This window comes from Streptomyces sp. NPDC096176 (assembly GCF_044763255.1).
Lineage (GTDB): Bacteria > Actinomycetota > Actinomycetes > Streptomycetales > Streptomycetaceae > Streptomyces.
The window spans coordinates 560935-587934 of sequence record NZ_JBIWFV010000005.1; the positions used below are offsets into that span (position 1 = coordinate 560935).

A 27000-nucleotide genomic window follows, 5' to 3' on the forward strand; every position below is an offset into this window, starting at 1 on the left:
CGAAGAAAACGATCACGGGGTGCTCCTCGAATGAGCGTGAAGGCAATAGCGGGCCGGACCCCAGCTTAGTGGGCCCGGGTCCGGCCCGTTCTGTGAGGTCCCGCGTCAGCCGAGCAACTGGTTCTGCAGGATCACCGTCTGGTGGAACGGGACCTGGGCCGCCTCGCCCTTGCGGCTCTGCACGATCAGGGCGAGCGTGTCACCGGCCGCGAGATACGCCCCGCGGGTCTGCTCGGCCCCGTACGGCTTCTGCTCCTTGTAGACGTACGCCGCCGTGTCCGGCACGTCGCCCGAGTTGTTCCACCGGTCGTCGAACTGGACCTCCGGCTTGCCCGCCAGGGACCGGCCGGCGCGCAGGCCCACGTCGAGCACGCGGTCCTTGAACGTCTCCGCCGAGTCGGCCGAGTCGAACCGGAGCAGGTAGACGTGGGTGCGGGTGCCGTCGGGCATGGTCCAGCCGCGGGCCGCGACATGCCGTACGGCGTAGTCGGCCAGCGCCTGCCGCAGCTCGGCGTGGCTCTCCTTGTCGTACTCCTCGACGAACCGGTCCTCGCTCACCCAGCCGCCGTTCAGCTTCTTGTCGGGCGTCGCGCCCTTGGGCGCGGGCAGCAGCAGTTTGCGCAGGTCGGCGTGGTGGATCTCGCCGCGATTGCCGTCCGTGAAGGGCCGCGGGGTGCCTTTGGGGAGTGCCGGGAGGGACAGCTTCGGGTAGTCCCAGCGGCCGTCGTGCTCCGTCGCGAGGCCGGGGACGTCCGTACGCTCCATGGAAGTGATGCCGTACGCGGTTCCGGCCCCCACTCCTCCGAGCACCAGGACGGCGACGGCCCAGCGGGCGACGGCCCGAAGGACGCGGCGGGGCGGCTTGGGTGCGGCGCCCCCGGTCGGCTGGGCAGCGGCCGCCGCCGGCGCGGGCTCGAGTGCGGACGCAGGCGCAGGCGCGGGCTCGGAAGCAGGCGCGGGCTCGGAAGCAGGCGCGGGCTCGGAAGCAGGCGCGGGCTCGGAAGCTGGCGCGGGCGCAGGCTCGGAAGCAGGCGCAGGCTCGGGCTCGGCCGCGGACTCCGGCTCGGGCGCCGGCTCGGCTTCCGGGCCGGGGAGGGTCGTCGGCTCGGTCATATGTACTCCCCCGGGGACGAAATGTGGTCGAGCTGGTCCTTCACCAGCTCTGCCACCTGGGCCTTCTCGAACGGTTCTATGCCGAAGCCGCGGACGCTCACCAGGAATTCGGACTCGTAGGCCGTACAGACCATTCCGTCGAGCTTCGTCTTCTCCTTGTCCTTCAGGTCCCTCTCCTGGGGCATGAGGAAGCACGCGGACCGCTTGTGGCCCGTGATCTTCGGGCCCTTGGGCAGGTCGAGAAGACCACCCAGCAGCTCCGTCTGGAGCTCGTACGCGTCGTGGATGTACTTCTTGTCGTTCATCCGCGTGATCTCGATCTCCACGACGAGGTCGCTCGAGTTCGTGGCGAAGGAACGCACGGCGATGCCCCCGACACCCAGCTTGTCGACGCGCTTCTCGAACTCGCGGCGCTCCTTGCCGGACAGACCGCGGCCGTCCTCCTTCATCAGCGCGGCGGCCTCTTTGCCGCTCAGCTCGGCGTCATTGCCGTGCGACTCGATGTCCGGCCCCAGGCGGTAGCCCTCGGGTACCGGCAGCAGCAGCTTGCTCAGCGGCGTCGAGGCGCGGCCCCGGCCGACGTTCCCCGCTGGATCCTTGGCCGGGGTCTCGTGGGGCTCCGGCTCCACGTACACGACGGTCGGCGAGGTGCGGTCAGCGTTGTCGACGGTGACCTTGGTGTAGGCCAGCCCTCCGCCGACGGCCCCGAGGACGAGGACGGCGGGCAGTACGACACCGATGATCCGGCGGCCGCGAGGTGCCGCCTGCGGCGGCGCGGAGACCGGCTGGTCGTCCGGGACGACGGGCGGCAGGGCCGGGGGCTCGGCCGGAACCGGAGGCCTGGCGGCGGTCAGGTCGTCGTTCACAGGCGCTCCAGCTGTCGCTCGGCGAGAGTGCGGATGGCCGTCTTGCCGATCGGCTTGGTGTCGAAGATGTTGATGTCGGCCATGACCGTCCCGCGCTGGACGACGGCCCTGGCCCGGTAGAGCGGCAGGTAGCCCGCCTTCCGCTCGACGTCGTAGACGTAGTAGCGGCCGTTGCCGCTGCCCTTGAGCGGGTCGCCCTCGTTCCCTGCGCCGTCCTCGTCCTGCGGCATGTAACTGTGCTGCCCCACGGCGTGCTCACTGGCGCCGGCGGCCGAGTGGAACTGCACGAGGTGGATGTTCGTGCGCTTGTACTGCCCCTGCTCCCAGGCGGTCGCCGCGATGCGGCGGACGTCGGCCGCCACGAGCGTCTCGAACATGTAGTCCTCGCTCTCGAAGTAGAGGGCGTAGGACGCGAGGCTCACCCAGCCTTCCTCCAGCAGCACGCGGTCGCTCTTTCGCGCACCGTCCGGCCTGGGTACCAGGAGCTTGCGGAGATCGCCGTCGGTTTTGACCTGCCGGTCCTCCACGGCGGAGAGCGGCTCGGGCTCCTGGCCGGCCGGGAGCGGCTTGTCCGGGTACCCGAGCCCCTGCTGCGCCAGCGGGCCGAGCGGCGTGGGCTCCCGTTCGGCCTGTACGCCGTAACCGACGCCGATACCGCCTACGCATCCGAGCACGGCGGCCACGGCGACGATCAGTGCACCCCGCCCCCACCGCACCGGACGGCGCACGGCCACCGGCGGCGTCGGCTGCGCGGTCGCGTCCGGTGGCGTTCCCAAGGCGTCGGCCTGCGCCGCCTCAGCGTCCCGCCCGTCCCGCCCGTCCGGGCTGTCCTGCCTGTCCTGACTTTCCAAAGGGGTCCCCCCACGAGACCTGAGGCGCGAATTCCGTATCCGCGCACACAGCTGACTCACAGTGGGTGATCCGGGTTGTAGGGCCGCGCATTACAGTTCGGCATATGGCGAAGAAGCTCGTGATCAAGGTGACTGCCGGTGCCGACGCACCCGAGCGCTGCTCCCAGGCCTTCACGGTCGCGGCCGTCGCGGCGGCCAGCGGTGTGGCGGTCTCGCTCTGGCTGACCGGCGAGTCCGCGTGGTTCGCGCTGCCGGGACGGGCGGCCGAGTTCGAACTGCCGCACGCGGCGCCGCTGCCCGACCTGATCGAGACCATCCAGGCGAACGGGCTCATCACCCTGTGCACGCAGTGCGCGGCACGTCGCGACATCACGGAGAAGGACACCCTCGAAGGTGTACGGATCGCGGGCGCGCAGGTGTTCGTCAGCGAGATCATGCCGGAGGACGTGCAGGCGCTCGTCTACTGACTTCGCCCCCTGACCTCGTCCACCGACGCGGCCCCGCGCCTACTGCCGCGGCCGGCGCTTGCCGTCGAGTTCGTCCCACCACTCGTCGGACTTCGGGTCGCCGGAAGGGTCGTCCCACCAGCGGTCGTCCGGCCCGCGCCGGTTCGCCACCATCGCCGCGATCGGGGGGATGACCATGGCGACCACGCACATGCCCACGGCCACCGGAACCGACCAGAGCCGCACCACGGCCCAGGCGGAAACAAAGAGGACGAGACAGCCGCCCATCAGCAGGAAGTAGGCGTGACGGCGCCGGGCGTACATGCCTCCAGCGTACGACCGCGCCCGGACACGTCCGAAGCGCACGACCGCACCCGGGCACGACCGAAGGGCCGCACCTCGTTCCCGGTAAGCGTCCAACCCCCAGGAGGTGCGGCCCTTCGGCCGGTCAATGAATCAGACGGCGATGGCCACCTCGGAGAGGCCACCCGTCTGTGCGACGACCGTGCGGTCCGCCGTGGCGCCGGGGACGAGCGCACGCAGGGTCCACGTGCCCTCGGCCGCGTAGAAGCGGAACTGTCCGGTCGCCGAGGTCGGGACCTCGGCGGTGAACTCCCCGGTCGAGTCCAGCAGACGGACGTAGCCCGTCACCGGCTCGCCGTCACGGGTCACCTGGCCCTGGATGGTGGTCTCACCGGGCTTGATCGTCGAGGCGTCGGGGCCACCGACCTGCGCTCCACACATGCTGTTTCTCCTTGCAGAAGGTCGGTCGGGTTACTTGTTGGCGCCGAGCTCGATCGGCACGCCGACGAGGGAGCCGTACTCGGTCCACGAGCCGTCGTAGTTCTTGACGTTCTCCTGGCCGAGGAGCTCGTGCAGCACGAACCACGTCAGCGCGGAGCGCTCGCCGATGCGGCAGTAGGCGATGGTGTCCTTCGACAGGTCGACCTGCTCGTCCTCGTAGAGGGCCTTGAGCTCCTCGTCGGACTTGAACGTGCCGTCGTCGTTGGCGTTCTTCGACCACGGGATGTTGCGGGCGCTGGGCACGTGGCCGGGGCGCTGCGACTGCTCCTGCGGGAGGTGCGCCGGGGCGAGCAGCTTGCCGCTGAACTCGTCGGGCGAACGCACGTCGACCAGGTTCTGGCCGCCGATCGCGGCGACGACGTCGTCGCGGAAGGCGCGGATGGATTTGTCCTGCGGCTTGGCCTTGTACTCGGTCGCCTCACGGACCGGCACCTCGGCGACCAGGTCGCGGGAGTCGAGCTCCCACTTCTTGCGGCCGCCGTCGAGGAGGCGGACGTCGCTGTGGCCGTAGAGCTTGAAGTACCAGAAGGCGTAGGAGGCGAACCAGTTGTTGTTGCCGCCGTAGAGGACGACGGTGGAGTCGTTCGCGATTCCCTTCGCCGACAGGAGCTTCTCGAAGCCCTCCTGGTCGATGAAGTCACGGCGGACCGGGTCCTGGAGGTCCTTGGTCCAGTCGATGCGGATCGCGTTCGTGATGTGGTTCTTGTCGTAGGCCGAGGTGTCCTCGTCGACCTCGACGATGACGACCTTCGGGTCGTCGATGTGGGCCTCGACCCAGTCGGCGTCTACCAGGACGTCGCTGCGGCTCATGGTGGTTCTCCTCCGGGGCAGTGTGCGGCGGTGGTGCGCGAGGGGTTGTGCGCGAGAGGTGTGCGGGTACGCGGAAGTCGCGTCGATCAGCACGGGGCGGCCCTGACAAGAGGTCGAAGGGCCAGGGGATACGGGGCAGGGCTCCCGCTCAGATGGAGCGACAGAGCATGGCGGCGACGCGGCACAGGTCTACTGCCCGCCGCTTCGTGAGATCCGCCTGTCGCTGCTTCATGGACCGATCGTAGGGACGAGTCGGGCGCCGTGTCACCGGCGTGTCGCATGGTGAGACGCGATCGTCCACTATGCGAAACAGCAAGGATGCGAGTGGCGCGACGCAGACGGTCGGCGTGACCTGGGCCACAAGCCTTTCTGCCCAGCGGACACAGTCGTCTCACCATTCGGCCGAACCGCCCCCGTGGGTCAGCCCGCCAGCCGGACGTCCTTGCCGGTGACCGTGATCACGACGCCGTCGGGACCGGCCTCGACCTTCGTGAGCTCGAGCCCCTCCGGGAGCCCGCCCAGTTTCCGGTCGAAGTCGGTCTTCTGGCGGACCTCGCCCTCGAGCCCCGGAATGCCCTCGCCGGGCACCTTGTCGGCCCGCACCCGGATCGTGTCGCCGTCGACGATGCTCACGGTCGAGACGACGCTGCGCGTGATCTTGCCGAACACCGGAAGCGTCACGGACCCGGTCACCTTGACCTTGCCGTTCTGGCCGTACGCGACGCTCACACCGTCGTCGGCCGCCTCGGTGAGGTCCGCGTACGAGATCCGGGCGGTGCCCTCGGCGCGGGCAGCCGTAGCGCTCGAGTACCCGTCGGACACGCGGACGTCGAACAGGTCCGCGGTCATCTCCTCGATCCGCACCGGGCGGCCCGCCGCCCGCGTCTCTATGCCGGTGAGGCTGATCGTGACCTCGTCGAACGTCTTGTCCATCGCCTGCGTCAGGAACGGGAAGCCCTTGATGGACACGTCCGTCGAATCGGCCGTCCCCTCCTGGACCTTGATGCGCTCAGCCGCCTCCGACTCGGCCATGTTGACGGCGATCCGGTCCACAGCGACGAACAGGGCGCCGAGGACGACGACGATGACGGTCAGTATTCGCAGTGCACGCATGTGTTCGGTGTCCCCCACCCTGTCTGGCACGGACGCCCGTTGAGCCCGAATCCGTCCGGACGACGCCTGCGCAATGATCGACGTCCGGCGGCCTGTGATGGTTCCGCACCTGCCCGCGAGGGGGTGGGGCTATGCGAGCGCGCGGCCGATCAGATGGACGGCAGGAGCCGCCGCCGTCAGGGGCAGCGCCACACCCGCCGTCATGTGGACGAAGCGGGAGGGGTAGTCGTAGGAGGCGACCCGCAGGCCGATCAGCGCGCATCCGCCCGCCGCGAGGCCGAGCAGCGCGCCCTCGGCGCCCAGGTCGGTGAGCCCGCCCACCGCGATGCCGGCACCGGCCGCGGCCAGCAGGGACAGGACGACGGAGGCCGGTCCCGGAAGCGGCAGCGCACGGGCGAGCGTGGCCACGGCGACGGCGACGGCGCCGACGACCACCGCGTCGCCCGCGGCGGCGAGATGGCCGGTCGCGAGGATCGCCAGGGCCGCCGAGGCGACGGTCGCCATCAGGCCCTGCATCCTCTCGTCGGGGCCCGCTTGACTGCGCAGCTGGAGGACGAGCGTGAGGAGCACCCACACACCGAGCGTGCCGACGATCGCGGCGGCCGCGTTCCCCTCCCCGGAGGCGAGCAGCGCTGTGTCGGCGGCCACGCCGCCCAGAAAGGCGAGCGCGATGCCCTGCCGGGCCGGCCACATGCCGTTGAGCCGGAACCAGCCGGCCGCCGTCACGGCCTGGAGCAGCACGAGCGGTACGAGCAGCGCGTACGGGCCGAGTGCCGCGCCGCCGACGAGCAGCAGTGCCAGCACTGCGGTCAGTCCGGCGGGCTGCATCCCGGGCGCGATGATCGGCGAACGGCCCTCCGCGCGGGCGCGCTGCGCGTCGGTGATCCGGGCGTTGCCGCCGATGCTGGGCGTGCTGTAGCCGGTGGCGTCGGCCGCCGGTTCGGACGCGGCGGCCGTCTGCGCGGCCGCCGGTCCGTATGCCGCATGCGCCTGCTCCTCGGAGTGGGCGTACGCAGCCGTGTGCGCGTGATCCGGGTCGGGAGCCGCGCCGGGGGCGTACGCGTCGGCGTGACCGTACGGGGCGCCGGGCGTACGAGCCTCCGGCGGCAGCGGCCCGCCGCCGACCGGTGTTACGGGGTGGTATGCGGTGTCTGCCGCGGGCGGCACGACGTTGCCGTAGGCCGTCGCCCCTTCCGGCGCGGGCTGCGCCGGCCGCACGACCGGCTGGTACTGCGTGTCCCAGGTCTCGCCCTGCCAGGTCTGCGTTTCACCGGCGCCCTGATGCGGCTGCTGGCCGTACATGTCCTCGTAAGACGGGTACGGCTGCTGCTGCCCGGACGGATACTGCGGATACTGCTGATCGCTGCTCATGCTGTGCGGTTCACCCTCCTGCGAACGGCGGGAGCACCTCGACCGTGCCGCCCTCGGCCAGCCGTACGGTCTCATGTGCGCGGGTGCCGACGGGGTCGCCGTCGACGAGGAACGAACACCGCTGCAGCACCCGGGTCAGCTGCCCCGGGTGCCGCTCGCGCACGGCGTCGAGCGCCTCCGCGAGCGTGTCCGCCGCGTACGGCTCCTCGGCCACCTGGGCGGCCGCCTTGGCCGCGGCCCAGTAGCGGATGGTTCCCGCTGCCATAGCGGCACTCCTCTCGTTCATGTGCGCGCCGCTCACCATGATGGGCTATCGGCCGGTGAGCCAGTCCCCCAGGCGCCGCAGCAGCGCCTCGTCCGCGGCGTTCTCCGCGTGTCCCATGCCCGGCTCCACCCACAGCTGGGCCGCTCCCTCGGGAGCCGCCGCGGACAGGATGCGGGGGTGGTCGAGCGGGAGGCAGGGGTCGCGGTCACCGTGCACGGTCAGCAGCGGTGTCGGCGCGATCAGAGGCACGGAGTCCACGGGGGAGAAAGGGATCGGGTCCCAGTCCTGGTGGTGGATGCGGGTACGGAATCCGTAGCGGCCGACGAGCCGGCCCGTCGGCCGGGTGACGACCCAGTGCAGCCGCCCCATCGGCGCCGTACCGCGGTCGTACCAGCGGGCGGGGGCGCTCACGGCGACCACTGCGTCCGTACGTGCCTCCGTACGCCCCCTCGTGCATCCGCTTCCCGTACAGCGCCGCGTGTCGCAGCACCACGGAGCCGTCCTCCCCCACAGCCTTCGGCGTGGGAGCTCCCCAGAAGCCGACCGTCATCACCTTCGTGTGCGGAGAGAGCGGACCCACTCCACGGCGGCGGCCAGTGTCCAGCACCTCGCGGTCGCCGACCGGTCGAGCGCCCTCGGGAGCGGCCGTGCCCGCGGAACGAGAACGTCATCACGTCCGCGTACTGCGGGAACGTCCGCTCGGCACGGTGCACGGCGGGCCGGTCGAGGGCCGGTGAAACCGTGCGCGACGACGATCGCCGTGTCGGCGGGACCGGCCGCGGACGGCTCGAAAAGGGCCTCGATCCGGACACCGTCGGATGTCATGAGAATGGCACGCCGGGGACCGGACGTGATCTTGGATACGTCCACAGTGTGAAATCGGCCCTCTCCCCCGGATCTCATGTGGGCTATTCTGCTGACAGAGGATCCGGGCAAAGCAGCCCCCGGGTCCTTTTGTGTTTTCCGGCCGGTGTTACGGGCTGGTGAACAATTGCTCACAAGGCTCTCGAGGCGCGAGAGAGCTGTTGTACGAAGCAGTGCACGTCCTCGCAGGGACCGAGGAGGAACCGACGTCATGGACGAGCGAACCACGAACGACGAACGCAGGACGATCAGGGCAGGTGGGACACGATGAGCTCACTGCTGTTGCTGACCAATGCGCTTCAGCCGTCGACGGAGGTGCTTCCCGCCCTCGGCCTGCTTCTGCACAACGTACGGGTGGCGCCTGCCGAGGGCCCTGCCCTGGTCGACACCCCCGGTGCCGACGTGATTCTTGTCGACGGCCGCCGCGATCTGCCGCAGGTGCGGTCGCTGTGCCAGTTGCTGCGGTCCACGGGCCCCGGCTGCCCGCTGATCCTGGTGGTGACCGAGGGCGGCCTCGCGGCCGTGACCGCGGACTGGGGCATCGACGACGTCCTGCTCGACACGGCCGGACCGGCCGAGGTCGAGGCACGGCTGCGGCTCGCGACGGGTCGCCAGCAGATCACCGTCGACGACTCCCCGATGGAGATCCGCAACGGCGATCTGTCGGTGGACGAGGCGACGTACAGCGCCAAGCTCAAGGGCCGGGTCCTGGACCTGACCTTCAAGGAGTTCGAGCTGCTCAAGTACCTCGCACAGCACCCCGGACGGGTCTTCACCCGGGCCCAGCTGCTGCAGGAGGTCTGGGGCTACGACTACTTCGGCGGCACCCGCACGGTCGACGTCCATGTACGGCGACTGCGCGCCAAGCTCGGCCCCGAGCACGAGTCGCTCATCGGAACCGTGCGGAACGTCGGCTACCGCTTCGTCGCGCCGGAGAAAGTCGAACGCGCGGCCGAGGAGGCCAAGGCGAAGGCATCCGATGCCGTCGTCCGTCCGGAGGACACCTCCGAGGTGGAGGAAGCCGCCGTACGGCCTGCCCAGAGGTAGGTCACCCCGCGTAGACTTCGCGCGTGGCCAAGGTGACGCGGGACGATGTGGCAAGACTGGCGGGGACGTCGACCGCGGTCGTCAGCTACGTCATCAACAACGGACCCCGGCCGGTCGCACCGGCCACGCGCGAGCGGGTACTCGCAGCGATCAAGGAGCTGGGGTACCGGCCCGACCGGGTCGCCCAGGCGATGGCGTCCCGGCGCACCGACCTCATAGGAATGATCGTTCCGGACGCCCGGCAGCCGTTCTTCGCTGAAATGGCACACGCGGTCGAACAGGCCGCGGCCGAGCGCGGGAAAATGGTCCTTGTCGGGAATTCCGACTACCGCGACGAGCGCGAGGTCCACTATCTGCGGGCCTTCCTCGGAATGCGGGTCTCAGGCCTGATCCTGGTCAGCCAGGGGCCCAGCGAGCGGGCCGCGGCGGAGATCGAGGCGTGGGACGCGCGGGTCGTACTGCTCCACGAGCGCCCAGAGGCGATCGACGACGTCGCCGTCGTCACCGACGACATCGGCGGCGCGCAGCTCGCCACGCGGCACCTGCTGGAGCACGGGCACGAGTACGTCGCCTGCCTCGGCGGCGTCGAGTCGACGCCCGCCGTCGGCGACCCGGTGGCGGACCACGTCGAGGGCTGGCGCCGGGCCATGCTCGAATCCGGCCGGTCGACCGAGGGCCGTCTCTTCCAGGCGCCGTACAACCGCTACGACGCGTATCAGGTCGCCCTGAAGCTGCTGGCCGGACCGGACCGTCCGCCGGCGATCTTCTGTTCCACGGACGACCAGGCGTTCGGTGTGCTGCGGGCGGCGCGTGAACTGCGGATAGACGTGCCGGGCGAGCTGGCGGTGGCGGGCTTCGACGACGTGAAGGAAGCGGCACTGACGGACCCGCCGCTGACAACGATCTCCTCGGACCGTCCGGCGATGGCCAGGGCGGCGGTGGATCTGGTCCTGGACGACGGCCTGCGGGTGATGGGGTCGCGGCGTGAGCGGGTGAAGCTGTTCCCCTCGGGGCTGGTGGTCCGCCGCTCGTGCGGCTGCGGAGAGTAGCGATACCGCCCCGAATCCAGGAGGCTGAGCCCCTCAGGGCCCTCACGCTTATATGGGGCATACACGGTTCTGCCGGGCTTCTCAGAGCCGCCTCAGACTGCTCTCATCTACGTCGCCGACAGTCGTTTCCATGACGGACCACTACCGCAGCGGCAACGACACCGACGATCGCCACCAGTACCCCCAGTACCCCCAGCCGTACGGCGACCAGCACCTCCAGCAGCCGTACGGCGCCCCGCTCGCAGGCGGCGGCTACCCGCCGCCCCCGGCCCACCACCCCGCCCCCCAGCCGAAAACGAGGGCCAAGCGGCCCGTCGCGTTGATCGCCGCCGTCGCCATCGTCGCCGCGGCCATCGGGGGCGGCGCCTCCGCGCTCGTCGGGGAGCTCACCGGTGACGCGGGCAGCGGCGGCTCCGGCACGGTCGCCGGCACCAACGTCTCGCAGAGCAGCAAGGGCACCGTCGCCGGCGTCGCGCAGGCCGTGTCGCCGAGCATCGTCGAGATCAGCGCCACGTCCGACGCCGGCCAGTCCACCGGCTCCGGCGTGATCATCACGTCGGACGGCGAGATCGTCACCAACAACCACGTCATCTCCGGCGCTTCGGTGATCAAGGTCCGGCTCAGCGACGGGAAGACCTACGAGGCGGACGTCCTCGGCACCGACCCCGACAAGGATCTCGCCCTCATCAAGCTCAAGGGCGCGTCCGGACTGAAGGCCGCCGCGCTCGGCGACTCGAGCGAGGTCAAGGTCGGCGACGAGGTCGTCGCGATCGGCTCACCGGAGGGCCTGACCGGCACGGTGACCAGCGGCATCGTGTCCGCCCTGGACAGGGGCGTCACCGTGGCCAAGGACGAGGGCCGCCGGCAGCAGCCGGATCCCCGGGAGAACTGGCCCTTCGAGTTCGGCGGAGAGCAGTTCAACGGCGACACCGGCGACTCGACCACCACCTACAAGGCCATCCAGACCGACGCCTCCCTCAACCCGGGCAACTCCGGCGGCGCGCTGATCAACATGAACGGCGAGATCATCGGCATCAACTCGGCGATGTACTCGCCCAGTTCGGCCACCGGCTCCACCGCGGGCAGCGTCGGCCTCGGCTTCGCGATCCCCATCGACACCGTGAAGGCGGACCTGGACGGCCTGCGTTCGGGCGACGGCAACTGATCGCGTGCGAGGCTGGGTCCATGACTGAAGGCGAGCGCATCCTGATCGTCGACGACGAGCCCGCCGTGCGCGAGGCGCTCCGGCGTTCCCTCGCGTTCGAGGGGTACGGCACCGAGGTCGCCGTCGACGGTGTCGACGCCCTCGCCCGGGCGGAGGCGTACGCGCCCGACCTGATCGTGCTCGACATCCAGATGCCCCGGATGGACGGCCTGACCGCCGCCCGCCGGCTGCGGGCCGCCGGATCCCGGGTGCCGATTCTGATGCTCACGGCTCGCGACACCGTCGGCGACCGCGTCACCGGGCTCGACGCGGGCGCGGACGACTACCTCGTGAAGCCGTTCGAGCTCGACGAGTTGTTCGCCCGTGTCCGCGCGCTGCTGCGGCGCAGCTCGTACGCGACCGGGGCCGGCGCGGGGGCCGACGACGACGACGTCCTGTCCTTCGCCGACCTGCGGATGGATCCAGCGACCCGAGAGGTCACCCGCGGCACCCGCCGTGTCGAGCTGACCCGCACCGAGTTCACGCTGCTGGAGCTGTTCCTGGCGCACCCCCGGCAGGTGCTCACCCGGGAGCAGATCCTCAAGTCCGTCTGGGGCTTCGACTTCGAGCCGAGCTCCAACTCCCTCGATGTGTACGTCATGTACCTGCGGCGCAAGACGGAGGCGGCCGGCGAGCCGCGTCTGGTCCACACGGTGCGCGGCGTCGGGTACGCGTTGCGCACCGGCGGCGCCGAGTGACGAACAGGTTCCGCGCCCTGCCCCTGCGCTCCCGGCTGGCGCTGCTGGTGGCGACGGCGGTGGCGATCGCCGTCGCGGCGGCGGCGAGCGTGTGCTGGCTGGTGGTGCGCAGCGCGCTGGTCGACTCGCTGGACAACGCCTTGAGCTCCAACCGGATGGCGCCGCGGCAGGCGCTCGTCTTCGTCGACCCGTCCGGCCAGTGCCGCAGGGCGACACCCGTCGGGCCGGACACGAACCCCTTCAAGTCGACGATCCAGTTGCTGGACCGCGAGGGGAACAGCTGCGTCGTCCTCGGCGAGGAGTCGGTCGAGATCACGGACGCCGACCTCGAGGTCGCCGACGGCCGGTCGGAGTCCTCCTTCCACAACGCGACCGCCTCCAACGGCGACGAGTACCGCGTCTTCACGTATCCGATCGAGGGCTACGCGGGTGCGGTGATCGTCGCCCGCCCCCTCAGCGAGGTCGACGACACCCTCGGCGATCTGACGCTGGTGCTCGCCCTGGTCGCCGGCGCCGGTGTGCTCGGTGCGGGCGCGGCCGGGGCCTGGGTCGCCCGCGCCGGTCTGCGGCCGGTCGACGAACTGACCGGCGCGGTCGAGCATGTGGCCCGCACCGAGGATCTGAGCGTGCGCATCCCGGTCGACGGAGAGGACGAGATCGCCCGGCTGTCGCGCTCGTTCAACGCGATGACCGCCGCGCTGGCCTCCTCGCGCGACCTCCAGCAGCAACTGATCGCCGACGCGGGGCACGAGCTGCGCACCCCGCTGACCTCGTTGCGTACGAACATCGAGCTGCTCGCCCGGAGCGAGGAGACCGGCCGGGCGATCCCACCGGACGACCGCACGGCGCTGCTCGCCTCCGTGAAGGCGCAGATGACGGAGCTGGCCGCACTCATCGGCGATCTGCAGGAACTGTCCCGCCCGGACGCCGCCGCCGGAACCCGGGTGCAGGTGGTGGCGCTCCACGAGATCGTGCGGAGCGCGCTGGACCGGGCCCGGCTGCGCGGGCCCGAGCTGGAGTTCGCCACGGATCTCGCGCCCTGGTACGTGCGCGGTGACGAGGCTGCCCTCGAGCGGGCACTGGTCAACGTCCTGGACAACGCGGTCAAGTTCTCCCCGCCGGGCGGCGGGATCGAAGTGGGCCTGCGGGACGGCGAGCTGACCATCAGGGACCACGGACCGGGTATCCCGTCGGAGGACCTGCCGCACGTCTTCGAGCGTTTCTGGCGTTCGCCCTCTGCCCGGTCGCTGCCGGGCTCGGGCCTCGGGCTGTCGATCGTGGCCCGTACGGTCCAGCAGGCGGGCGGCAGCATCGTGCTGGCTCCGGCGCCGGACGGAGGGACCCGCGCGGTGATCCGGCTGCCCGGCGCGGGGACCCCGCCGCCGACGACCTGACTGCGCCGCGACACCACCACCGGCCGGCCCCACAGAGGGCCCCACCGCCCTGAAGCACCCCGGCGCCCTCGCGAGACGAAACGTCTTGCGGGACGCCCGGGAGGTGCGTTACGGTCACCCAAACGAGACGGACCGTATCGTCTTGATCATGGGTATCCCCTGTCGCCCACGGAAGGGCCGCCACTTGTTCCCAGTCGCCACCGCCCCCGCCGTCTCCCAGCTCACCCTCACCGACGTCACCAAGCGCTACGACGACCGGATCGTCCTCGACCGCGTGTCGTTCACCCTCCGCCCGGGCGAGAAGGCCGGCGTGGTCGGCGACAACGGCTCCGGCAAGTCCACGCTCCTGCGCCTGCTCGCCGGCGCGGAGCAGCCCGACAACGGCACGGTCACCGTGGTCGCGCCCGGCGGCACCGGTCACCTCGCCCAGACCCTCGACCTGCCTGCCGCCGCCCGGGTCGGCGACGCGATCGACCTCGCGCTGGCCCCGCTGCGCGCCCTGGAAGGCCGTATCCGCGCCGCCGAGGCGTCGCTGCACCGCACCGGCGAGGACGGCGCCGAGGCGTACGGGCGACTGCTCGCCGAGTTCGAGGCGCGCGGCGGTGGCGACGCCGACCGCCGGGTCGAGGTGACCCTGCACCGGCTCGGCGACCGCTCCCCCCTCGACCGCGACCGGCGTCTCGGCACCCTGTCCGGCGGACGCCGCGCCCGCCTGGCGCTCGCCGCGACCCTCGCCGCGGCCCCGGAACTGCTGCTGCTCGACGAGCCGACCAACGACCTCGACGACGAGGCCGTCGCCTGGCTGGAGGAGCATCTGCGGGCCCACCGCGGCACACTCGTCGCGGTCACCCACGACCGCGCGTTTCTCGACCGGGTCACCTCCACGGTGCTGGAGGCGGACCGGGACCTGAGGACCGTCCACCGCTACGGCAACGGCTACGCCGGGTTCCTCACGGCCAAGGCCGCCGCCCGCGCGCGCTGGGTGCGCGAGCACGACGAGTGGCGCGCCGAGATCGAGCGGCACTCCCGGCTGGCGGAGACCAACATCGGGCTGCTGTCGGCGATCCCGCGCAAGGCGCCGGCCTCGTTCAGCGGGGCGGGAGCGTTCCGGGCCCGCTCGCGGGCGCACGGCGCGATGAGCCGTATCCGCAGCGCCCGCGAGCAGGTGCAGCGCCTGCGGGCGGCACCGGTGCCGCCGCCACCGGTGCCGCTGCGGTTCGCCGCCCGGGTGGAGGGCGAGGCCGCGGGCGGGATCGTGCTCACCGGTGTCCGGGTGCCCGGCAGGCTGTCGCTGGACTCACTGGAGGTGCCCGCCGGCGGCCGGCTGCTGGTGACCGGGCCGAACGGCGCCGGCAAGTCGACCCTGCTCCAGGTCCTGGCCGGCGAACTGACCCCCGCCGCGGGCTCGGTGACACGGCCCCGGCGGGTGGGCTTCCTGCGCCAGACGGCACCGCCGGTGCCCGACGGCCGCACGGTCCTTCAGGTGTACGGCGTGGAGCGGGCGGACACGCTGTCCGCGACCGGCCTGTTCCGGTCGCAGGATCTGACCAGGCCGGTGCGGGACCTGTCCACGGGCCAGCGGCGGCGGCTCGAACTGGCCCTGCTGCTCGCCGGGCCAGTCGATCTGCTGCTGCTCGACGAGCCCACCAACCATCTCTCCCCCGACCTCGTGGAAGAGCTGGAGGCGGCGCTCGCCCGGTACGCGGGGACGCTGGTCGCGGTCACCCACGACCGCCGGATGCGGGCGCGTTTCGAGGGCCCCGAACTCCCGCTCATCGGGGAAGGATGACCTGACACTGTCAACGCTTTGGACTCCCGACAGCGTCAGGGCCATGTACCCGCAGCCGTTCACGCCTCCCATTACCGCCCGTCCGGCCAGGCCCCGCGCCGCACCGGTCCACTGGTCGCCGCGCTGGTCGTCGGGCTGTTGATCGGCGGCGGTGGGGGCGCGACCTGGGCGCTGGTCGGGGGCAGTTCCGGTTCCGGTGAGGCGGCCGACGACGCGCGCGGCGCATGCGACGCGCTCGCGGGCTTCGAGCCGTCGCAGTTCATGAAGAAGGGCGACAAGGGCCTGGTGGCCCTCAACCGGTGGAACGGGGCCGTGGTCCTGTCCGCCGCGGCGGCCGCGGGCGACCCGGAGCACAAGCCGCTCGCGACGGCCCTGCGCCGGGCCGCGGACGTGCACGCCCAGCCCTTCGAGTTCGACGACCGGGCGATGAAGGAGATCTCCACCGCCCACGGCATCTGCGACGACCTGTAGTCCGCAGGCCGGTTGGCCGAGGGCCGGTTGGCCGCGTGTCGTTCACCCTCCGCCCGGGCGAGAAGGCCGGCGTGGTCGGCGACAACCAGTCCGGGGGCCGGTTGGCCGGGGACTGGGCTCGGGCCCCGGGCCCGCGGAAGACCGCTCAGCCGTTGTGGCGGATGAGCGACTCCACGAGGCCGGCACGGGTGTTGGGGTAGTCCATCGCCACGATGCCCAGCCCGCGCCAGCCGCTCGCCTCGGAGCCGTCGATGAAGGAGTGGACGCGCGGGTTGAGGTCGTCGGAGTTCCAGCGGGGCGGCAGATACGCCGACGTGCTCACGTAGTTGACGAACAGCTTGCCCGGCTGCTGGACCGCCTTGCGGAAGTGCGACTCGATCTTCGAGTACTTGGGGTTCGGCAGGGCGTTCCAGTCGTCCTGGATGTCGAACAGCTCCCCGTCCGCGTAACGGACGCCGGGCAGACCTCCGTTGTCGCCGAGGAGCACGACCCGGCCGCGCGCCTCGCCCAGTGCGGGGATGCCGTCGCCGATCCGGAACAGCGGCCGCCAGCCGCGGTTGTCCAGGTAGTCGTCGAAGATCGCGCGGAAGGTGGCGTCGCTGTCCTGCGAGTACTCCTGCTTGACCCGCATGAGCACGGTCTCCGAGGGGTGCGCGGCGAGGAACTGCCGGCAGGCGACGAGGACATCGCCGAACATCATGTTCTGGTAGGACGGGCCGTGGTGGATGGCGAACGAGCCGCTGGTGACCCGGCACCGTATGTCGAGGAAGCGGATTCCGCCGGCGAGCTGCTGGGCGATGGTCGTGTTCTGGCACTCGCTCCACGGTCCGCCGAAGCGGGCGCCCGAGTCGTGGGTGCCGGGAATCGTCAGCCGTTGCAGGGGAGTCGAGTCGGTGGCACCGGCCATCCAGTCCTGCGTGGACAGGGTGCGGGCCGGTGCGGCGGTGGCGTGGGGGGCGCCGATGAGGGCGGTCGCGGACAGAGCCGCGGCGCCCATGAGGAATCTCCGTCGGTCCATGGCAGCGGAGTATGTCGCGTCCGCGTCAAGTTCACCAGACATCGGTACCGGGCCGGTAACGCCGGTGGGGCGGCAGGCCGTCGGCCCACCGCCCCACCGTTCGACGTCCCTACTGGACGACCGTGATCCGGTCGGCCGCCGGGGGCGTGATCGGCGCGGTGGCCGAGGAGTTCGCCGCCAGGTAGGCGTTGAAGACATCGAGGTCGGAGGCGCCGACCAGCTTGTTGGTGTGCTCCTTGAGCACCGCGAAGCCGTCACCGCCGCCCGCGAGGAACTCGTTCATCGCGACCCGGTACGTCTTCGACGGGTCGATCACCTCGCCGTTCAGCTTCACCGAGTCCACGACGATCCGGTCGGCTCCGGTCTTCGTCAGGTCCAGGGTGTAGGTGAAGCCCCTGGAGACCTGGAGGATCTTCGGCGAGGCCTCGTTCGGGCCGCTGACCTGCTGCTGGAGCGCGGTGATCAGCTGAGCACCGGTCAGATCGACGATGTTCATCATGTTGGTGAACGGCTGGACCGTGAAGGCCTCCCCGTACGTCACCACACCGTCGCCCTCGCCGCCCGACGCCTTGAAGACCAGATCGGAACGGATACCGCCCGGGTTCATCAGCGCCAGCTGCGCTCCACCCTTGTCCGCCGGCGCGAGGCCCGCGAGCTGCGCGTCCGCGATCAGGTCGCCGAGCGGCTTCTCCGGAGTGGTCGCGCCACGGCCGTTGATGTCCGCGGAGATGAAGCCCTGCGGGCGGCTCGCGATCGGCGCCGCCAGCTTGTTCCAGCGGGTGATCAGGTCGGTCATGTCCTGGGCCTTGGCCTGGTCACGGCTGACGACGTGGTTGGCCGACCTGACCTGCGTACGCACGATGTCCTTGGTGCGGCGGTCGTAGGTGAGCGTGGTGTCCGTGTAGAGCTTGCCGTACGAGGACGCCGAGGTGACCATGCGCGGCTTGCCGGACGGGTCCGGGATGGTGCACACGTACGCCTGGTGGGTGTGGCCGGTGACGAGCGCGTCGACCTTCGGCGTGATGCCCTTGGCGATGGCGGCGACGGGGCCGGAGATGCCGTCGCCCGCACCCGGCGAATCGCAGTCGTAGTTGTACGACGTCGACGCCGGCGAGCCGCCCTCGTGGATCAGCGCGACGATCGACTTCACGCCCTTGCGGTCGAGCTCACGGGCGTACTTGTTGATCGTCTCGACCTCGTCGTGAAACTTGAGGCCCTTGATGCCGTTGGCGCTGACGATGTCCGGCGTGCCCTCGAGGGTCACACCGATAAAGCCGATCTTGACGCCGTTCTTCTGCCAGACCGAGTACGGCTTGAGGATCGGCCTGCCGGTCTTCTCCTGGGTGACGTTGGCCGCCAGGTACGGGAAGTCCGCGCCCTCGAACTCCTTGCCCTCCTCGAAGCAGCCGTCCGTCGGGTGACAGCCGCCCTTCTGCAGACGGGCCAGCTCGACCGCGCCCTCGTCGAACTCGTGGTTGCCCACGCCCGTCACATCGAGGTCCAGCTTGTTCAGCGCCTCGACGGTCGGCTCGTCGTGGAAGAGACCGGACAGCAACGGGCTCGCGCCCACCAGGTCTCCGGCGGCCGCGGTGACGGAGTACGGGTTGCCCTTGCGCGCGGTGCGCAGCGAGGTCGCCAGGTACTCGACGCCACCGGCCGGGATCGACTTGACCGTGCCGTCGGGCTGGGTCTCAAGGACGCTGCCGGCGGAACCGGCCGGCGGCTCCAGGTTGCCGTGCAGGTCGTTGAAGGAGAGCAGCTGCACATCGACGGTGCGCGGCTTGTGGTGGCCGTGGCCGTGCCGGTCCTCGGAGGTGGCTCCGGCCGGCAGCGCGGCGACGAGCGCGCCGACGGTCGCGAGCCCGGCGGCGGCTGCGAGAACGCGACGGTTCCGCCGGGCCGCGCGATGGTTGGGAGGTGTCGCTGACATCTGTCCCCTTGTCAGTTCCAGCGTGGTGTGAGGGTCGGAGCCTCTCGGCCCTGGGGCTGCCCGGCCTTGATCCCCCGGCAGCGTCCTGCCGCAGCCTAGAGTCAACGCGCGTAGCGCGACAGGGGGATGCGGGTTACGACCTGGTTGCCATCGGCCGCGAAGGGGCGATCAGCCGTATATCACCCGTCCGATGCCATTCCCGACGAGTCGTGCGCCACCCCGGGTCGCGCTCCCCCGCCGTACCCTCGAGCCATGACGATCGACGCAGTGATTCCGGAGCCCGGCCGGCAGATCCAGTCCCTCGACGAGCTGACTCCCGAGCAGGCAGAGGCCGTGCTCGAGGTACTCGCGGAGGCTGCACGGTCCGACGGGATGCAGGCCGTCTCCGAGCAGGGGCGGCTTCAGTTGCGCGGTGGACGGCGGGAAGGCGTGCGGCACTTCCTGCTCACGGTCGGCGACCAGCTCATCGGCTACGCGCAGCTCGAGGACACGGACCCCGTCGAGGCCCCCGCGGCCGAACTGGTCGTGCACCCGAGCCACCGCGGACGGGGCCACGGGCGCGCGCTGGGCACGACGCTGCTGGACGCGTCGGGCAAGCGGCTGCGCATGTGGGCGCACGGGGGCAAGTCCGCCGCTCGGCACATGGCCCAGGTCCTCGGCCTGACGCTCTTCCGCGAACTGCGCCAGCTGCGGCGCCCCTTGAGCCTGCAGGGCATCGCCGAGCCGGCCTACCCGGCCGGCGTCACCGTGCGCACCTACCGGCCCGGCGAGGACGACGCCGCGTGGCTCGCGGTGAACGCCGCCGCCTTCGCGCACCACCCCGAGCAGGGCTCATTGACCCAGCGGGACCTGGACGACCGCAAGGCCGAGCCGTGGTTCGACCCGAAGGGGTTCTTCCTGGCCGAGCGGGAGGGGGAGATCATCGGCTTCCACTGGACGAAGGTGCACGCGGAGGAGCAGCTCGGCGAGGTGTACGTCCTCGGCATCCACCCCGCCGCCCAGGGCGGCGGCCTCGGCAAGGCACTCACCGCGACCGGCCTGCGGCACCTGGCCGCACAGGGGCTGCCGACCGCGATGCTCTACGTCGACGCCGACAACCCGGCGGCGCTGCGGGTGTACGAGCAGATGGGCTTCGTCACCCACGAGGTGGATCTGATGTACCGCACGGAGACCTGACAGGCGGCACCGGTCAACAGACCAGGGGGCGGCGTCCGTTGACGCCGCCCCCTCTCTTGCTGCACCATTCCACTACTCAACTAGTGAAAGGGTGGTGCAGCGGCATGGTCGAGTTCCGTATCGACCGGCGCAGCGGCGTCGCCACATATCTCCAGATCGTGCAGCAGACCAAACAGGCGCTTCGACTGGGCCTGCTGGAGCCCGGCGACCGGCTGCCGACGGCTCGCGAAGTCGTCGAGGCGACCGCGATCAACCCGAACACCGTGCTCAAGGCGTACCGCGAACTCGAACGCGACGGCCTCGTCGAGGCCCGCCGAGGCCTCGGCACGTTCGTGACCCGCACCCTCGGCGGCCAGGCCGCCGACACACCCCTGCGGGCCGAGCTCGCCGACTGGGTGGACCGGGCGCGCCAGGCCGGCCTGGAGCAGGACGACATCACCGCGCTCTTCACCTCCGTACTGGAGGAACGCGCGCAGGACGACCACAAGGGGGACGGCGCATGACGGCGACCGCGATCGAGGCGAACGGCCTCGGCCTGGACTACGGGCGGCGCGGCCGCCCGGCCCTGTATGACTGCTCGTTCCGGGTACCCGTCGGGCGCGTCTGCGCCCTCGTCGGCCCCAACGGCGCCGGCAAGTCGACCCTCCTCGCCCTCGCGGCGGGACTGCTCCGGCCCACCGACGGCGCGCTGCGGGTGCTCGACGGCACACCGTCGGACGCACGCGAGCGGATCGCGTACGTCGCCCAGGACAAGCCGCTGTACCCGCAGTTGACGGTCGGCGAGACGCTTCGACTGGGACGTGAGCTGAACCCGGCCCGCTGGGACGCGGCCACCGCCGAACGGATCGTCGCGGAGGGCGGCGGTCTCGATCCGCGCGCCCGGATCCGAACCCTCTCCGGCGGCCAGCGCACCCGCGTCGCGCTCGCCCTCGCGCTCGGCAAGCGCCCGGAACTGATGCTGCTGGACGAGCCGATGGCCGACCTCGACCCGCTGGCCCGGCACCGGCTGATGGCCGCGCTGATGACCCGGGCCGCCGACCACGGCACCACCATCGTGATCTCCTCGCACATCCTGTCCGAGCTGGAGACGACCTGCGACTACGTACTCCTCTTCGACGAGGGCCGCGTACGCCTCGCCGGAGAGACGGAGGACCTGATCGCGGCCCACACCCTCCTCACGGGTCCGGTCGCAGACCTGCCCGACCACACCGTCGTCGAATCCCGCACGACGGGCCGTCAGCTGACCGCGCTGGTACGGGGGTCCGGCGCGGTCGGCAAGGGCTGGCGGACCGCTCATCCTTCCCTGGAGGAACTGCTCATGGCACATCTGCGCAGCCCCGACGCCCCGCCGCTGTTCACGCCGAGCGCGGAGGTGGCGGCCGCATGAGCTCGCTCACCACCTCCCGCCCGCGTCTGCGGGGAGTCACCTGGGTCGTCGTCCGGCAGCACCGCCGCCTGATCACCACCACCGCCGCACTGCTGGTGATCGCGGCTGTCGTCGCGTCGGGCCTGCGGATCGCGTTCGCACTGACCCCGTACGAGGAGAACGCCGAAGGTCTCTTCACACGCTCCGCCTACCGGGGCGGACTCGCAGCCCTCGCCGACTTCCTCGCGAGCGCGGCCGTGCTCCTGCCGCTGCTCGTCGCGGCAGTCGTGGCGGGACCGGTGATCGCCCGGGAGCTGGAGAGCGGAACACACAAGCTGGTCCGGTCGCAGTCGATACCGCCCACCCGGTGGTTCGCCGCCAAGGTCACCGTGCCCGCACTGGCCATGGGCGTCGTCGCCGTGGGCCTGACCGGCATCTTCCACATCCTGCGGGGTCCGGTGGTCAGCGACTACAGGCTGGGCTGGCAGGAGCGGCAGGTGTTTCTCACCCTCGGGCCGACACTGGCCGCCCACTGCCTGCTCGCGGTCGCCGTCGGCGCACTCACCGGCCTGCTGGTACGCCGCACCATGATCGCGATGTCCGTCGCGGGTCTGGCGACCGGGATCGTCATGGCCGTCATGTTCGCCGTGTGGGGACGTCTGTGGACGCCCGCCACCGCCACGAGCTCCGACCCGGACAGCATGCAGTTCGGATCCAGCGAGTTCATCCTGGACAGCGGCCTGCTGACCGCGTCGGGAGAGCGGCTCCCCGACAGCGTGTGCTTCGTGCCGCAGGACGCAGCCTGCTTCACGGAGCACGATGTCGTCGACAGATGGTGGGACTACCATCCGCCGTCGCATCTGTGGCCGCTCCAGTTGGTCGAGACCGGCATCGTCCTGGCCCTGACCGCCGCCGTGGCGTACGCGGCGTTCCGGATCTTCCGCCGCCGGCATGCCTGACCAGCCGCCGGCACGCCTGACCGGCCGGAGGAACCAACGGCCCCCGGGAACGAAGCGACCCCCGGGGGCCGCGCCACGCTTTCCCTCACGTCATATCCTTGTTACCGGGCATTCAGACGCCCTTGCGACCCTCAGCCAATGCAGCCTGCTGTGACCGCCTCCCCCAACGGGAGAAATCCTCTCGCTCGCGCCCTTTCCGACGCGCCGGTGACACCGTCCGCGCGGAACAATGGGCCCATGAGCCAGCAGCCCGCCGAGGTACCGGTCCAGCACCCCCAGCCGTCCGTCGCTTCCATAGCCGCGCACCGGCCGCACACCGTCGCAGCCACGGTGTCCGACCTCGAACCCGACATCGACTCGGATCTCGACTCCTACGAGGAGGACCTCGAGGCGGTGCTGGGCACCGAGCTCCCGCAGGGGCGGTTCCTCGACCGGGAGCGCAGCTGGCTCGCGTTCAACGAGCGGGTCCTCGAGCTCGCGGAGGACCCGGCCACGCCGCTTCTGGAGCGCGCCAACTTCCTCGCGATCTTCGCGTCCAACCTGGACGAGTTCTTCATGGTCCGGGTGGCCGGCCTCAAGCGCCGGATCGCGACGGGCGTCGCCACCCGTTCGGCTTCCGGTCTGCAGCCCCGCGAGGTCCTCGACCTGATCTGGACCCGCTCGCGTGAGCTCATGGCCCGGCACGCCGCCTGCTTCCAGCAGGACATCGCCCCGGCCCTGGCCGACGAGGGCATACACCTCATCCGCTGGCCCGATCTCACCGAGAAGGAGCAAGCCCGCCTCTTCACGCTCTTCCGGCAGCAGATCTTCCCGGTGCTGACCCCGCTGGCCGTGGACCCCGCGCACCCGTTCCCGTACATCTCCGGCCTCTCGCTCAACCTCGCGGTCGTCGTCCGCAACCCCGTCAGCGGCCATCGCCACTTCGCCCGGGTCAAGGTCCCCCCGCTGCTCTCCCGTTTCCTCGAAGCCTCGCCGCAGCGGTATGTGCCGCTGGAGGACGTCATCGCGGCCCACCTCGAGGAGCTGTTCCCGGGCATGGAGGTGCTGGCGCACCATATGTTCCGGGTGACCAGGAACGAGGACCTGGAGGTCGAGGAGGACGACGCGGAGAACCTGCTCAAGGCGCTGGAGAAGGAGCTCATGCGGCGCCGCTTCGGCCCGCCGGTGCGTCTGGAGGTCGAGGAGTCGATCGACCCCTACGTCCTCGACCTGCTGGTGCGCGAGCTGAAGGTGTCCGAGGCCGAGGTCTATCCGCTGCCCGGCCCGCTGGACCTGACCGGACTCTTCGGCATCTCGGCACTGGACCGGCCGGAGCTGCGGTACCGCAAGTTCGTCGCGGGCACCCACCGTGAGCTGGCCGAGGTCGAGTCGGCGTCCGCGCCCGACATCTTCATGGCGCTGCGCGAACGGGACGTGCTGCTGCACCACCCGTACGACTCCTTCTCCACGTCCGTCCAGGCCTTCCTCGAGCAGGCGGCCGGCGACCCCGACGTCCTCGCGATCAAGCAGACGCTGTACCGGACCTCGGGCGACTCCCCGATAGTGGACGCGTTGATCGACGCCGCCGAGTCGGGCAAGCAGGTCCTCGTCCTCGTCGAGATCAAGGCCCGCTTCGACGAGCAGGCCAACATCAAGTGGGCGCGCAAGCTGGAGGAGTCCGGCTGCCATGTCGTCTACGGGCTCGTCGGTCTCAAGACCCACTGCAAGCTGTCGCTGGTCGTCCGCCAGGAAGGCGACACGCTGAGGCGCTACTCGCACGTGGGGACGGGCAACTACCACCCCAAGACCGCCCGGCTCTACGAGGACCTCGGGCTGCTCACCGCGGACCCGCAGGTCGGCGCGGATCTCTCCGACCTGTTCAACCGGCTGTCCGGCTACTCGCGGCGCGAAACGTACCGGCGGCTGCTGGTCGCGCCCAAGTCGCTGCGGGACGGGCTGATCTCCCGCATCAACAAGGAGATCACCCACCACCGGGCCGGACGCCCCGCCTACGTCCGCATCAAGGTCAACTCGATGGTGGACGAGGCGGTCATCGACGCCTGCTACCACGCCGCGATGGCGGGCGTGCCGGTGGACATCTGGGTGCGCGGCATCTGCGCGATACGCCCCGGCGTGGCCGGCCTCTCGGAGAACATCCGGGTCCGCTCGATCCTCGGCCGCTTCCTGGAGCACTCCCGGGTCTTCGCCTTCGGCAACGGCGGCGAGCCCGAAGTGTGGTTCGGCAGCGCCGACATGATGCACAGAAACCTCGATCGCCGGATCGAGGCGCTGGTACGGGTCACCGACCCGGCCCACCGCGCGGCTCTCACCAGGCTGCTGGAGACCGGCATGTCCGACACCACGTCCTCCTGGCACCTCGGCCCGGACGGCGCGTGGACCCGGCATGCCACGGACTCCGACGGCCAGCCGCTGCGGAACGTACAGGAGATGCTCATAGACGCCCGGAGGCGCCGGCGTGCACAGCCCTGAACCTTCCCGGCCGGACACCGTTCTCGCCAGCACCGCGGGCGAGGCGGTGGCCCACTATCTGCACGCGCAGGCGGGCGACTTCCTGCGCAGCCTGCGCCGACATGGGGAGAGCGGCGCCGAGACGGCGGCGGTGGCGGAGTCGGCCCGTGCGCTGCGGGCCGCGTCCCGCCGCATCAGCGGGACGCTGCACACATTCCGCCCGCTGCTGGACCCGGCCTGGGCGGACGGCCTGCGCACGGAGCTGGCCTGGCTGTCCACGACCCTGGCCCAGGAACACGCGTACACGTCCCGGCTGTCCCGGCTGCTGGACGCACTGTCCCGCCTGTCGGGCACCGCCCCGTTGCCGGCCGCCCGCGGCGACAGCCCGCCGCTCGACGGCTTCGGGTTGCCGGCCGGTCCCCTCGGAACAAGCGGCTCCGGCACGGGCTCCGACCACCGGTCCGCCCACACCACGGCCGGGTCGAGCACCGCGGAGGACGCACAGGCGCTCCGCGCCGCAGGCACCACCGACGCGGGCGCGCACGAAACGACGGGCCGACCCCGGGCGGGGGACGACCCCGTGCCCGGCGCCCCCGACGGCCATGAACGCAAACTCGCCGGACCGGGCGCTCCTGGCGCCGCGGGCAACGACGGCCGCACCGGCACCGGCACCGGGCGTGAACCCGCCCGCGCGGGCGGTCGGAGCGGCGCACCCGCAGGCGGCGGCGGTGTGCTCGCCGTCGGGGCCGCGCGGGCCGGGGCGTTGCTGGAGCGGCAGCTCACGCTGGCCCGGACGCGCGCGCACTCCGCCGCACTCCAGGCACTCGGCTCCTCCCGTTTCCACGCCGTCGCCGACGCCGTCGCTTTACTGGCCTCCGACCTCCCGCTGGGCCCGGCCGCCGCCGGCCCCGCCGCACAGACGCTGGCGCTGCCCGCCGAGGCCGCCGAACGGCGGCTGCTGGAGGCGGTCGCCGGTCTGCCGCTGGGCCGGGCCGCCCATCCGTACAACGCGGAGGCCCTCGTCAACGGCCTCGCCGCCGCGGCCGCCGGTGAGGCACAGGACGCGCCCTGGCACGAGGTCCGCAGGCTGCTGCGCCTGCACCGCTACGCGCAGGAGGTGCTGCGCCCCGGCAGCAGCCCGGTGCTGTGCCACGCCGGCCTGATGCTCGACCGGCATCGTGACGCCGCGGAGGCCGCCACCGCGGCCGCCACCGCAGCCCGTACACCGCGGATCGCGCCCGCCACGGCGTACGCCCTCGGTGTGCTGCACGCCGACCAGCGGCACGAGGTCGAGGCGGCCAGGTTCGCCTTCCAGCAGCAGTGGCGGCACGCCACGTCGGCGCTCTCGCCGGCGGTCACGACGGCGGTCACGGCGCCATGAGCGGCGGCGACACCGTGCTCGCCGCGGGATGCGTGCTCTGGCGCCGCTCCCCGTACGGCGACGGCGGCATCGAGATCTGCCTGGTCCACCGGCCCAAGTACGACGACTGGTCGCACCCGAAAGGCAAGCTCAAGCGGGGGGAGGACACCCTGGGCGCCGCGATGCGGGAGGTCCGGGAGGAGACCGGTCACCGCTGTGTCCCCGGCGCCCGTCTCCCCACCGCCCGCTACCTCGCGAACGGCCGGCCCAAGGAGGTCACCTACTGGGCCGCGGAGGCGACCTCCGGGTCCTTCGCCGCGGGTGCGGAGGTCGATCGCATCGTGTGGCTGCCGCCCGCCGCCGCCCGCATCCGGCTCACCCATCCGCGGGACCGTGCGCTCGTCGACGCGCTCCTGCAGGCACTGCACACAGCGTGACCCGACGGAAGCGTCCGGTATGCCTCGCCAGCAGCCCAGATACGCCGAACGGGTGAACGCACGGGCGAGCACCGTGTCGCCGGGCACGGTTCACCTTGCGTTCACTCTCTCCCGTCGGCCGCTTCATCTCATCTGCCTAATTTCGGCCGTA

Annotated in this window: 26 protein-coding genes and 1 pseudogene; 15 read left to right on the plus strand and 12 right to left on the minus strand. The window is 71.3% G+C overall.

The features are described from left to right. Window positions 1-105: 105 nt before the first annotated feature. The 3 genes from ACIQ7Q_RS17370 to ACIQ7Q_RS17380 are packed head-to-tail and all read right to left on the minus strand — an operon-like array spanning window position 106 to window position 2830. The gene (locus tag ACIQ7Q_RS17370) at window positions 106-1113 is read right to left on the minus strand and encodes a hypothetical protein (RefSeq protein WP_403861962.1); all 1008 of its coding nucleotides are present in this window, start codon (window positions 1111-1113) and stop codon (window positions 106-108) included. Next, window positions 1110-1979 carry a hypothetical protein gene (locus ACIQ7Q_RS17375; protein ID WP_403861965.1) on the minus strand — a complete coding sequence of 290 codons (870 nt, stop codon included), beginning with the start codon at window positions 1977-1979 and terminating at the stop codon, window positions 1110-1112. Before ACIQ7Q_RS17375 ends, ACIQ7Q_RS17370 begins: the two co-directional genes overlap by 4 nt. Next, window positions 1976-2830, minus strand: coding sequence for a hypothetical protein (locus ACIQ7Q_RS17380; protein ID WP_403861968.1), 855 nt, complete (start codon window positions 2828-2830; stop codon window positions 1976-1978). The genes ACIQ7Q_RS17375 and ACIQ7Q_RS17380 overlap by 4 nt, the downstream gene beginning before the upstream one ends. A 104-nt stretch (window positions 2831-2934) precedes the next feature. Here ACIQ7Q_RS17380 and ACIQ7Q_RS17385 point away from each other — a divergent pair, with 104 nt between their 5' ends. Beyond that, complete coding sequence (locus tag ACIQ7Q_RS17385; RefSeq protein ID WP_403861971.1) at window positions 2935-3297, plus strand: DsrE family protein; 363 nt, start codon at window positions 2935-2937, stop codon at window positions 3295-3297. A gap of 39 nt (window positions 3298-3336) precedes the next feature. Here the strand turns inward: ACIQ7Q_RS17385 and ACIQ7Q_RS17390 are convergent, their stop codons facing one another. From ACIQ7Q_RS17390 to ACIQ7Q_RS17420, 7 genes and pseudogenes are all read right to left on the minus strand, one after another. Beyond that, a complete protein-coding gene (locus ACIQ7Q_RS17390; RefSeq protein ID WP_403861974.1) occupies window positions 3337-3600 on the minus strand; it encodes a DUF3099 domain-containing protein in 264 nt (87 codons plus the stop codon). Between the two features lie 132 nt (window positions 3601-3732). Then, window positions 3733-4020: a DUF1416 domain-containing protein gene (locus ACIQ7Q_RS17395; protein ID WP_356631610.1), complete on the minus strand. Its 288-nt coding sequence runs from the start codon at window positions 4018-4020 to the stop codon at window positions 3733-3735. A 30-nt stretch (window positions 4021-4050) separates the two neighbouring features. Then, a complete protein-coding gene (locus ACIQ7Q_RS17400; RefSeq protein ID WP_403861978.1) occupies window positions 4051-4890 on the minus strand; it encodes a sulfurtransferase in 840 nt (279 codons plus the stop codon). A gap of 420 nt (window positions 4891-5310) precedes the next feature. Further along, a complete protein-coding gene (locus tag ACIQ7Q_RS17405; protein ID WP_403861981.1) occupies window positions 5311-6003 on the minus strand; it encodes a DUF2993 domain-containing protein in 693 nt (230 codons plus the stop codon). Window positions 6004-6132: 129 nt separating this feature from the next. Continuing rightward, window positions 6133-7374 carry a hypothetical protein gene (locus ACIQ7Q_RS17410; RefSeq protein ID WP_403861984.1) on the minus strand — a complete coding sequence of 414 codons (1242 nt, stop codon included), beginning with the start codon at window positions 7372-7374 and terminating at the stop codon, window positions 6133-6135. A gap of 10 nt (window positions 7375-7384) precedes the next feature. Continuing rightward, a complete protein-coding gene (locus ACIQ7Q_RS17415; RefSeq protein ID WP_403861987.1) occupies window positions 7385-7639 on the minus strand; it encodes a MoaD/ThiS family protein in 255 nt (84 codons plus the stop codon). 45 nt (window positions 7640-7684) lie between these two features. Further along, window positions 7685-8464, minus strand: a pseudogene (locus ACIQ7Q_RS17420) (alpha/beta hydrolase). Window positions 8465-8770: 306 nt separating this feature from the next. Between ACIQ7Q_RS17420 and ACIQ7Q_RS17425 the strand changes: the two are divergent. The 7 genes from ACIQ7Q_RS17425 to ACIQ7Q_RS17455 all read left to right on the plus strand — a co-directional run bounded on the left by ACIQ7Q_RS17425 (window position 8771) and on the right by ACIQ7Q_RS17455 (window position 16155). Further along, a complete protein-coding gene (locus tag ACIQ7Q_RS17425) occupies window positions 8771-9550 on the plus strand; it encodes a response regulator transcription factor (protein WP_403861990.1) in 780 nt (259 codons plus the stop codon). Window positions 9551-9573: 23 nt separating this feature from the next. Then, the gene (locus ACIQ7Q_RS17430; RefSeq protein WP_403861993.1) at window positions 9574-10599 is read left to right on the plus strand and encodes a LacI family DNA-binding transcriptional regulator; all 1026 of its coding nucleotides are present in this window, start codon (window positions 9574-9576) and stop codon (window positions 10597-10599) included. 130 nt (window positions 10600-10729) lie between these two features. After that, the gene (locus ACIQ7Q_RS17435) at window positions 10730-11764 is read left to right on the plus strand and encodes a S1C family serine protease (RefSeq protein WP_403861996.1); all 1035 of its coding nucleotides are present in this window, start codon (window positions 10730-10732) and stop codon (window positions 11762-11764) included. A 20-nt stretch (window positions 11765-11784) separates the two neighbouring features. Then, a complete protein-coding gene (locus tag ACIQ7Q_RS17440; RefSeq protein WP_403861999.1) occupies window positions 11785-12501 on the plus strand; it encodes a response regulator transcription factor in 717 nt (238 codons plus the stop codon). Further along, window positions 12498-13895, plus strand: coding sequence for an ATP-binding protein (locus tag ACIQ7Q_RS17445; protein ID WP_403862002.1), 1398 nt, complete (start codon window positions 12498-12500; stop codon window positions 13893-13895). Before ACIQ7Q_RS17440 ends, ACIQ7Q_RS17445 begins: the two co-directional genes overlap by 4 nt. Before the next feature lie 148 nt (window positions 13896-14043). Further along, window positions 14044-15684: an ABC-F family ATP-binding cassette domain-containing protein gene (locus ACIQ7Q_RS17450; RefSeq protein ID WP_403862005.1), complete on the plus strand. Its 1641-nt coding sequence runs from the start codon at window positions 14044-14046 to the stop codon at window positions 15682-15684. An 18-nt stretch (window positions 15685-15702) separates the two neighbouring features. After that, complete coding sequence (locus ACIQ7Q_RS17455; protein WP_403862008.1) at window positions 15703-16155, plus strand: hypothetical protein; 453 nt, start codon at window positions 15703-15705, stop codon at window positions 16153-16155. 145 nt (window positions 16156-16300) lie between these two features. Here the strand turns inward: ACIQ7Q_RS17455 and ACIQ7Q_RS17460 are convergent, their stop codons facing one another. Together ACIQ7Q_RS17460 and ACIQ7Q_RS17465 are read right to left on the minus strand one after the other, a co-directional pair. Next, complete coding sequence (locus tag ACIQ7Q_RS17460) at window positions 16301-17173, minus strand: phosphatidylinositol-specific phospholipase C domain-containing protein (protein ID WP_403862010.1); 873 nt, start codon at window positions 17171-17173, stop codon at window positions 16301-16303. 109 nt (window positions 17174-17282) lie between these two features. Further along, window positions 17283-19103, minus strand: a complete 1821-nt coding sequence (locus ACIQ7Q_RS17465; RefSeq protein WP_403862013.1) for a bifunctional metallophosphatase/5'-nucleotidase — start codon at window positions 19101-19103, stop codon at window positions 17283-17285. Window positions 19104-19355: 252 nt separating this feature from the next. Here ACIQ7Q_RS17465 and mshD point away from each other — a divergent pair, with 252 nt between their 5' ends. The 7 genes from mshD (at window position 19356) to ACIQ7Q_RS17500 (ending at window position 26849) form a co-directional block, all read left to right on the plus strand. Then, window positions 19356-20279 carry a mycothiol synthase gene (gene mshD / locus ACIQ7Q_RS17470; protein WP_403862016.1) on the plus strand — a complete coding sequence of 308 codons (924 nt, stop codon included), beginning with the start codon at window positions 19356-19358 and terminating at the stop codon, window positions 20277-20279. 104 nt (window positions 20280-20383) lie between these two features. Then, the gene (locus ACIQ7Q_RS17475) at window positions 20384-20782 is read left to right on the plus strand and encodes a GntR family transcriptional regulator (RefSeq protein ID WP_403862019.1); all 399 of its coding nucleotides are present in this window, start codon (window positions 20384-20386) and stop codon (window positions 20780-20782) included. Further along, complete coding sequence (locus tag ACIQ7Q_RS17480; RefSeq protein ID WP_403862022.1) at window positions 20779-21666, plus strand: ABC transporter ATP-binding protein; 888 nt, start codon at window positions 20779-20781, stop codon at window positions 21664-21666. The genes ACIQ7Q_RS17475 and ACIQ7Q_RS17480 overlap by 4 nt, the downstream gene beginning before the upstream one ends. After that, window positions 21663-22604 (plus strand): ABC transporter permease, encoded by a 942-nt coding sequence (locus ACIQ7Q_RS17485; protein WP_403862026.1) that lies wholly within the window; start codon window positions 21663-21665, stop codon window positions 22602-22604. Before ACIQ7Q_RS17480 ends, ACIQ7Q_RS17485 begins: the two co-directional genes overlap by 4 nt. A gap of 237 nt (window positions 22605-22841) precedes the next feature. Then, window positions 22842-25073 (plus strand): RNA degradosome polyphosphate kinase, encoded by a 2232-nt coding sequence (locus ACIQ7Q_RS17490; RefSeq protein ID WP_403862029.1) that lies wholly within the window; start codon window positions 22842-22844, stop codon window positions 25071-25073. After that, complete coding sequence (locus tag ACIQ7Q_RS17495) at window positions 25060-26433, plus strand: CHAD domain-containing protein (RefSeq protein WP_403862032.1); 1374 nt, start codon at window positions 25060-25062, stop codon at window positions 26431-26433. The genes ACIQ7Q_RS17490 and ACIQ7Q_RS17495 overlap by 14 nt, the downstream gene beginning before the upstream one ends. Further along, window positions 26430-26849 (plus strand): NUDIX hydrolase, encoded by a 420-nt coding sequence (locus ACIQ7Q_RS17500; protein ID WP_403862034.1) that lies wholly within the window; start codon window positions 26430-26432, stop codon window positions 26847-26849. Before ACIQ7Q_RS17495 ends, ACIQ7Q_RS17500 begins: the two co-directional genes overlap by 4 nt. Window positions 26850-27000 lie beyond the last annotated feature (151 nt).

Bases quoted from the DNA above. Each gene is read 5' to 3' on its own strand.
- ACIQ7Q_RS17370 (WP_403861962.1), bottom strand. From the start codon at position 1,113: ATGACCGAGCCGACGACCCTCCCCGGCCCGGAAGCCGAGCCGGCGCCC.
- ACIQ7Q_RS17385 (WP_403861971.1), top strand. From the start codon at position 2,935: ATGGCGAAGAAGCTCGTGATCAAGGTGACTGCCGGTGCCGACGCACCC.
- ACIQ7Q_RS17390 (WP_403861974.1), bottom strand. From the start codon at position 3,600: ATGTACGCCCGGCGCCGTCACGCCTACTTCCTGCTGATGGGCGGCTGT.
- ACIQ7Q_RS17395 (WP_356631610.1), bottom strand. From the start codon at position 4,020: ATGTGTGGAGCGCAGGTCGGTGGCCCCGACGCCTCGACGATCAAGCCC.
- ACIQ7Q_RS17400 (WP_403861978.1), bottom strand. From the start codon at position 4,890: ATGAGCCGCAGCGACGTCCTGGTAGACGCCGACTGGGTCGAGGCCCAC.
- ACIQ7Q_RS17405 (WP_403861981.1), bottom strand. From the start codon at position 6,003: ATGCGTGCACTGCGAATACTGACCGTCATCGTCGTCGTCCTCGGCGCC.
- ACIQ7Q_RS17410 (WP_403861984.1), bottom strand. From the start codon at position 7,374: ATGAGCAGCGATCAGCAGTATCCGCAGTATCCGTCCGGGCAGCAGCAG.
- ACIQ7Q_RS17415 (WP_403861987.1), bottom strand. From the start codon at position 7,639: ATGGCAGCGGGAACCATCCGCTACTGGGCCGCGGCCAAGGCGGCCGCC.
- ACIQ7Q_RS17425 (WP_403861990.1), top strand. From the start codon at position 8,771: ATGAGCTCACTGCTGTTGCTGACCAATGCGCTTCAGCCGTCGACGGAG.
- ACIQ7Q_RS17435 (WP_403861996.1), top strand. From the start codon at position 10,730: ATGACGGACCACTACCGCAGCGGCAACGACACCGACGATCGCCACCAG.
- ACIQ7Q_RS17440 (WP_403861999.1), top strand. From the start codon at position 11,785: ATGACTGAAGGCGAGCGCATCCTGATCGTCGACGACGAGCCCGCCGTG.
- ACIQ7Q_RS17450 (WP_403862005.1), top strand. From the start codon at position 14,044: ATGGGTATCCCCTGTCGCCCACGGAAGGGCCGCCACTTGTTCCCAGTC.
- ACIQ7Q_RS17460 (WP_403862010.1), bottom strand. From the start codon at position 17,173: ATGGACCGACGGAGATTCCTCATGGGCGCCGCGGCTCTGTCCGCGACC.
- ACIQ7Q_RS17465 (WP_403862013.1), bottom strand. From the start codon at position 19,103: ATGTCAGCGACACCTCCCAACCATCGCGCGGCCCGGCGGAACCGTCGC.
- mshD (WP_403862016.1), top strand. From the start codon at position 19,356: ATGACGATCGACGCAGTGATTCCGGAGCCCGGCCGGCAGATCCAGTCC.
- ACIQ7Q_RS17475 (WP_403862019.1), top strand. From the start codon at position 20,384: ATGGTCGAGTTCCGTATCGACCGGCGCAGCGGCGTCGCCACATATCTC.
- ACIQ7Q_RS17480 (WP_403862022.1), top strand. From the start codon at position 20,779: ATGACGGCGACCGCGATCGAGGCGAACGGCCTCGGCCTGGACTACGGG.
- ACIQ7Q_RS17485 (WP_403862026.1), top strand. From the start codon at position 21,663: ATGAGCTCGCTCACCACCTCCCGCCCGCGTCTGCGGGGAGTCACCTGG.
- ACIQ7Q_RS17490 (WP_403862029.1), top strand. From the start codon at position 22,842: ATGAGCCAGCAGCCCGCCGAGGTACCGGTCCAGCACCCCCAGCCGTCC.
- ACIQ7Q_RS17500 (WP_403862034.1), top strand. From the start codon at position 26,430: ATGAGCGGCGGCGACACCGTGCTCGCCGCGGGATGCGTGCTCTGGCGC.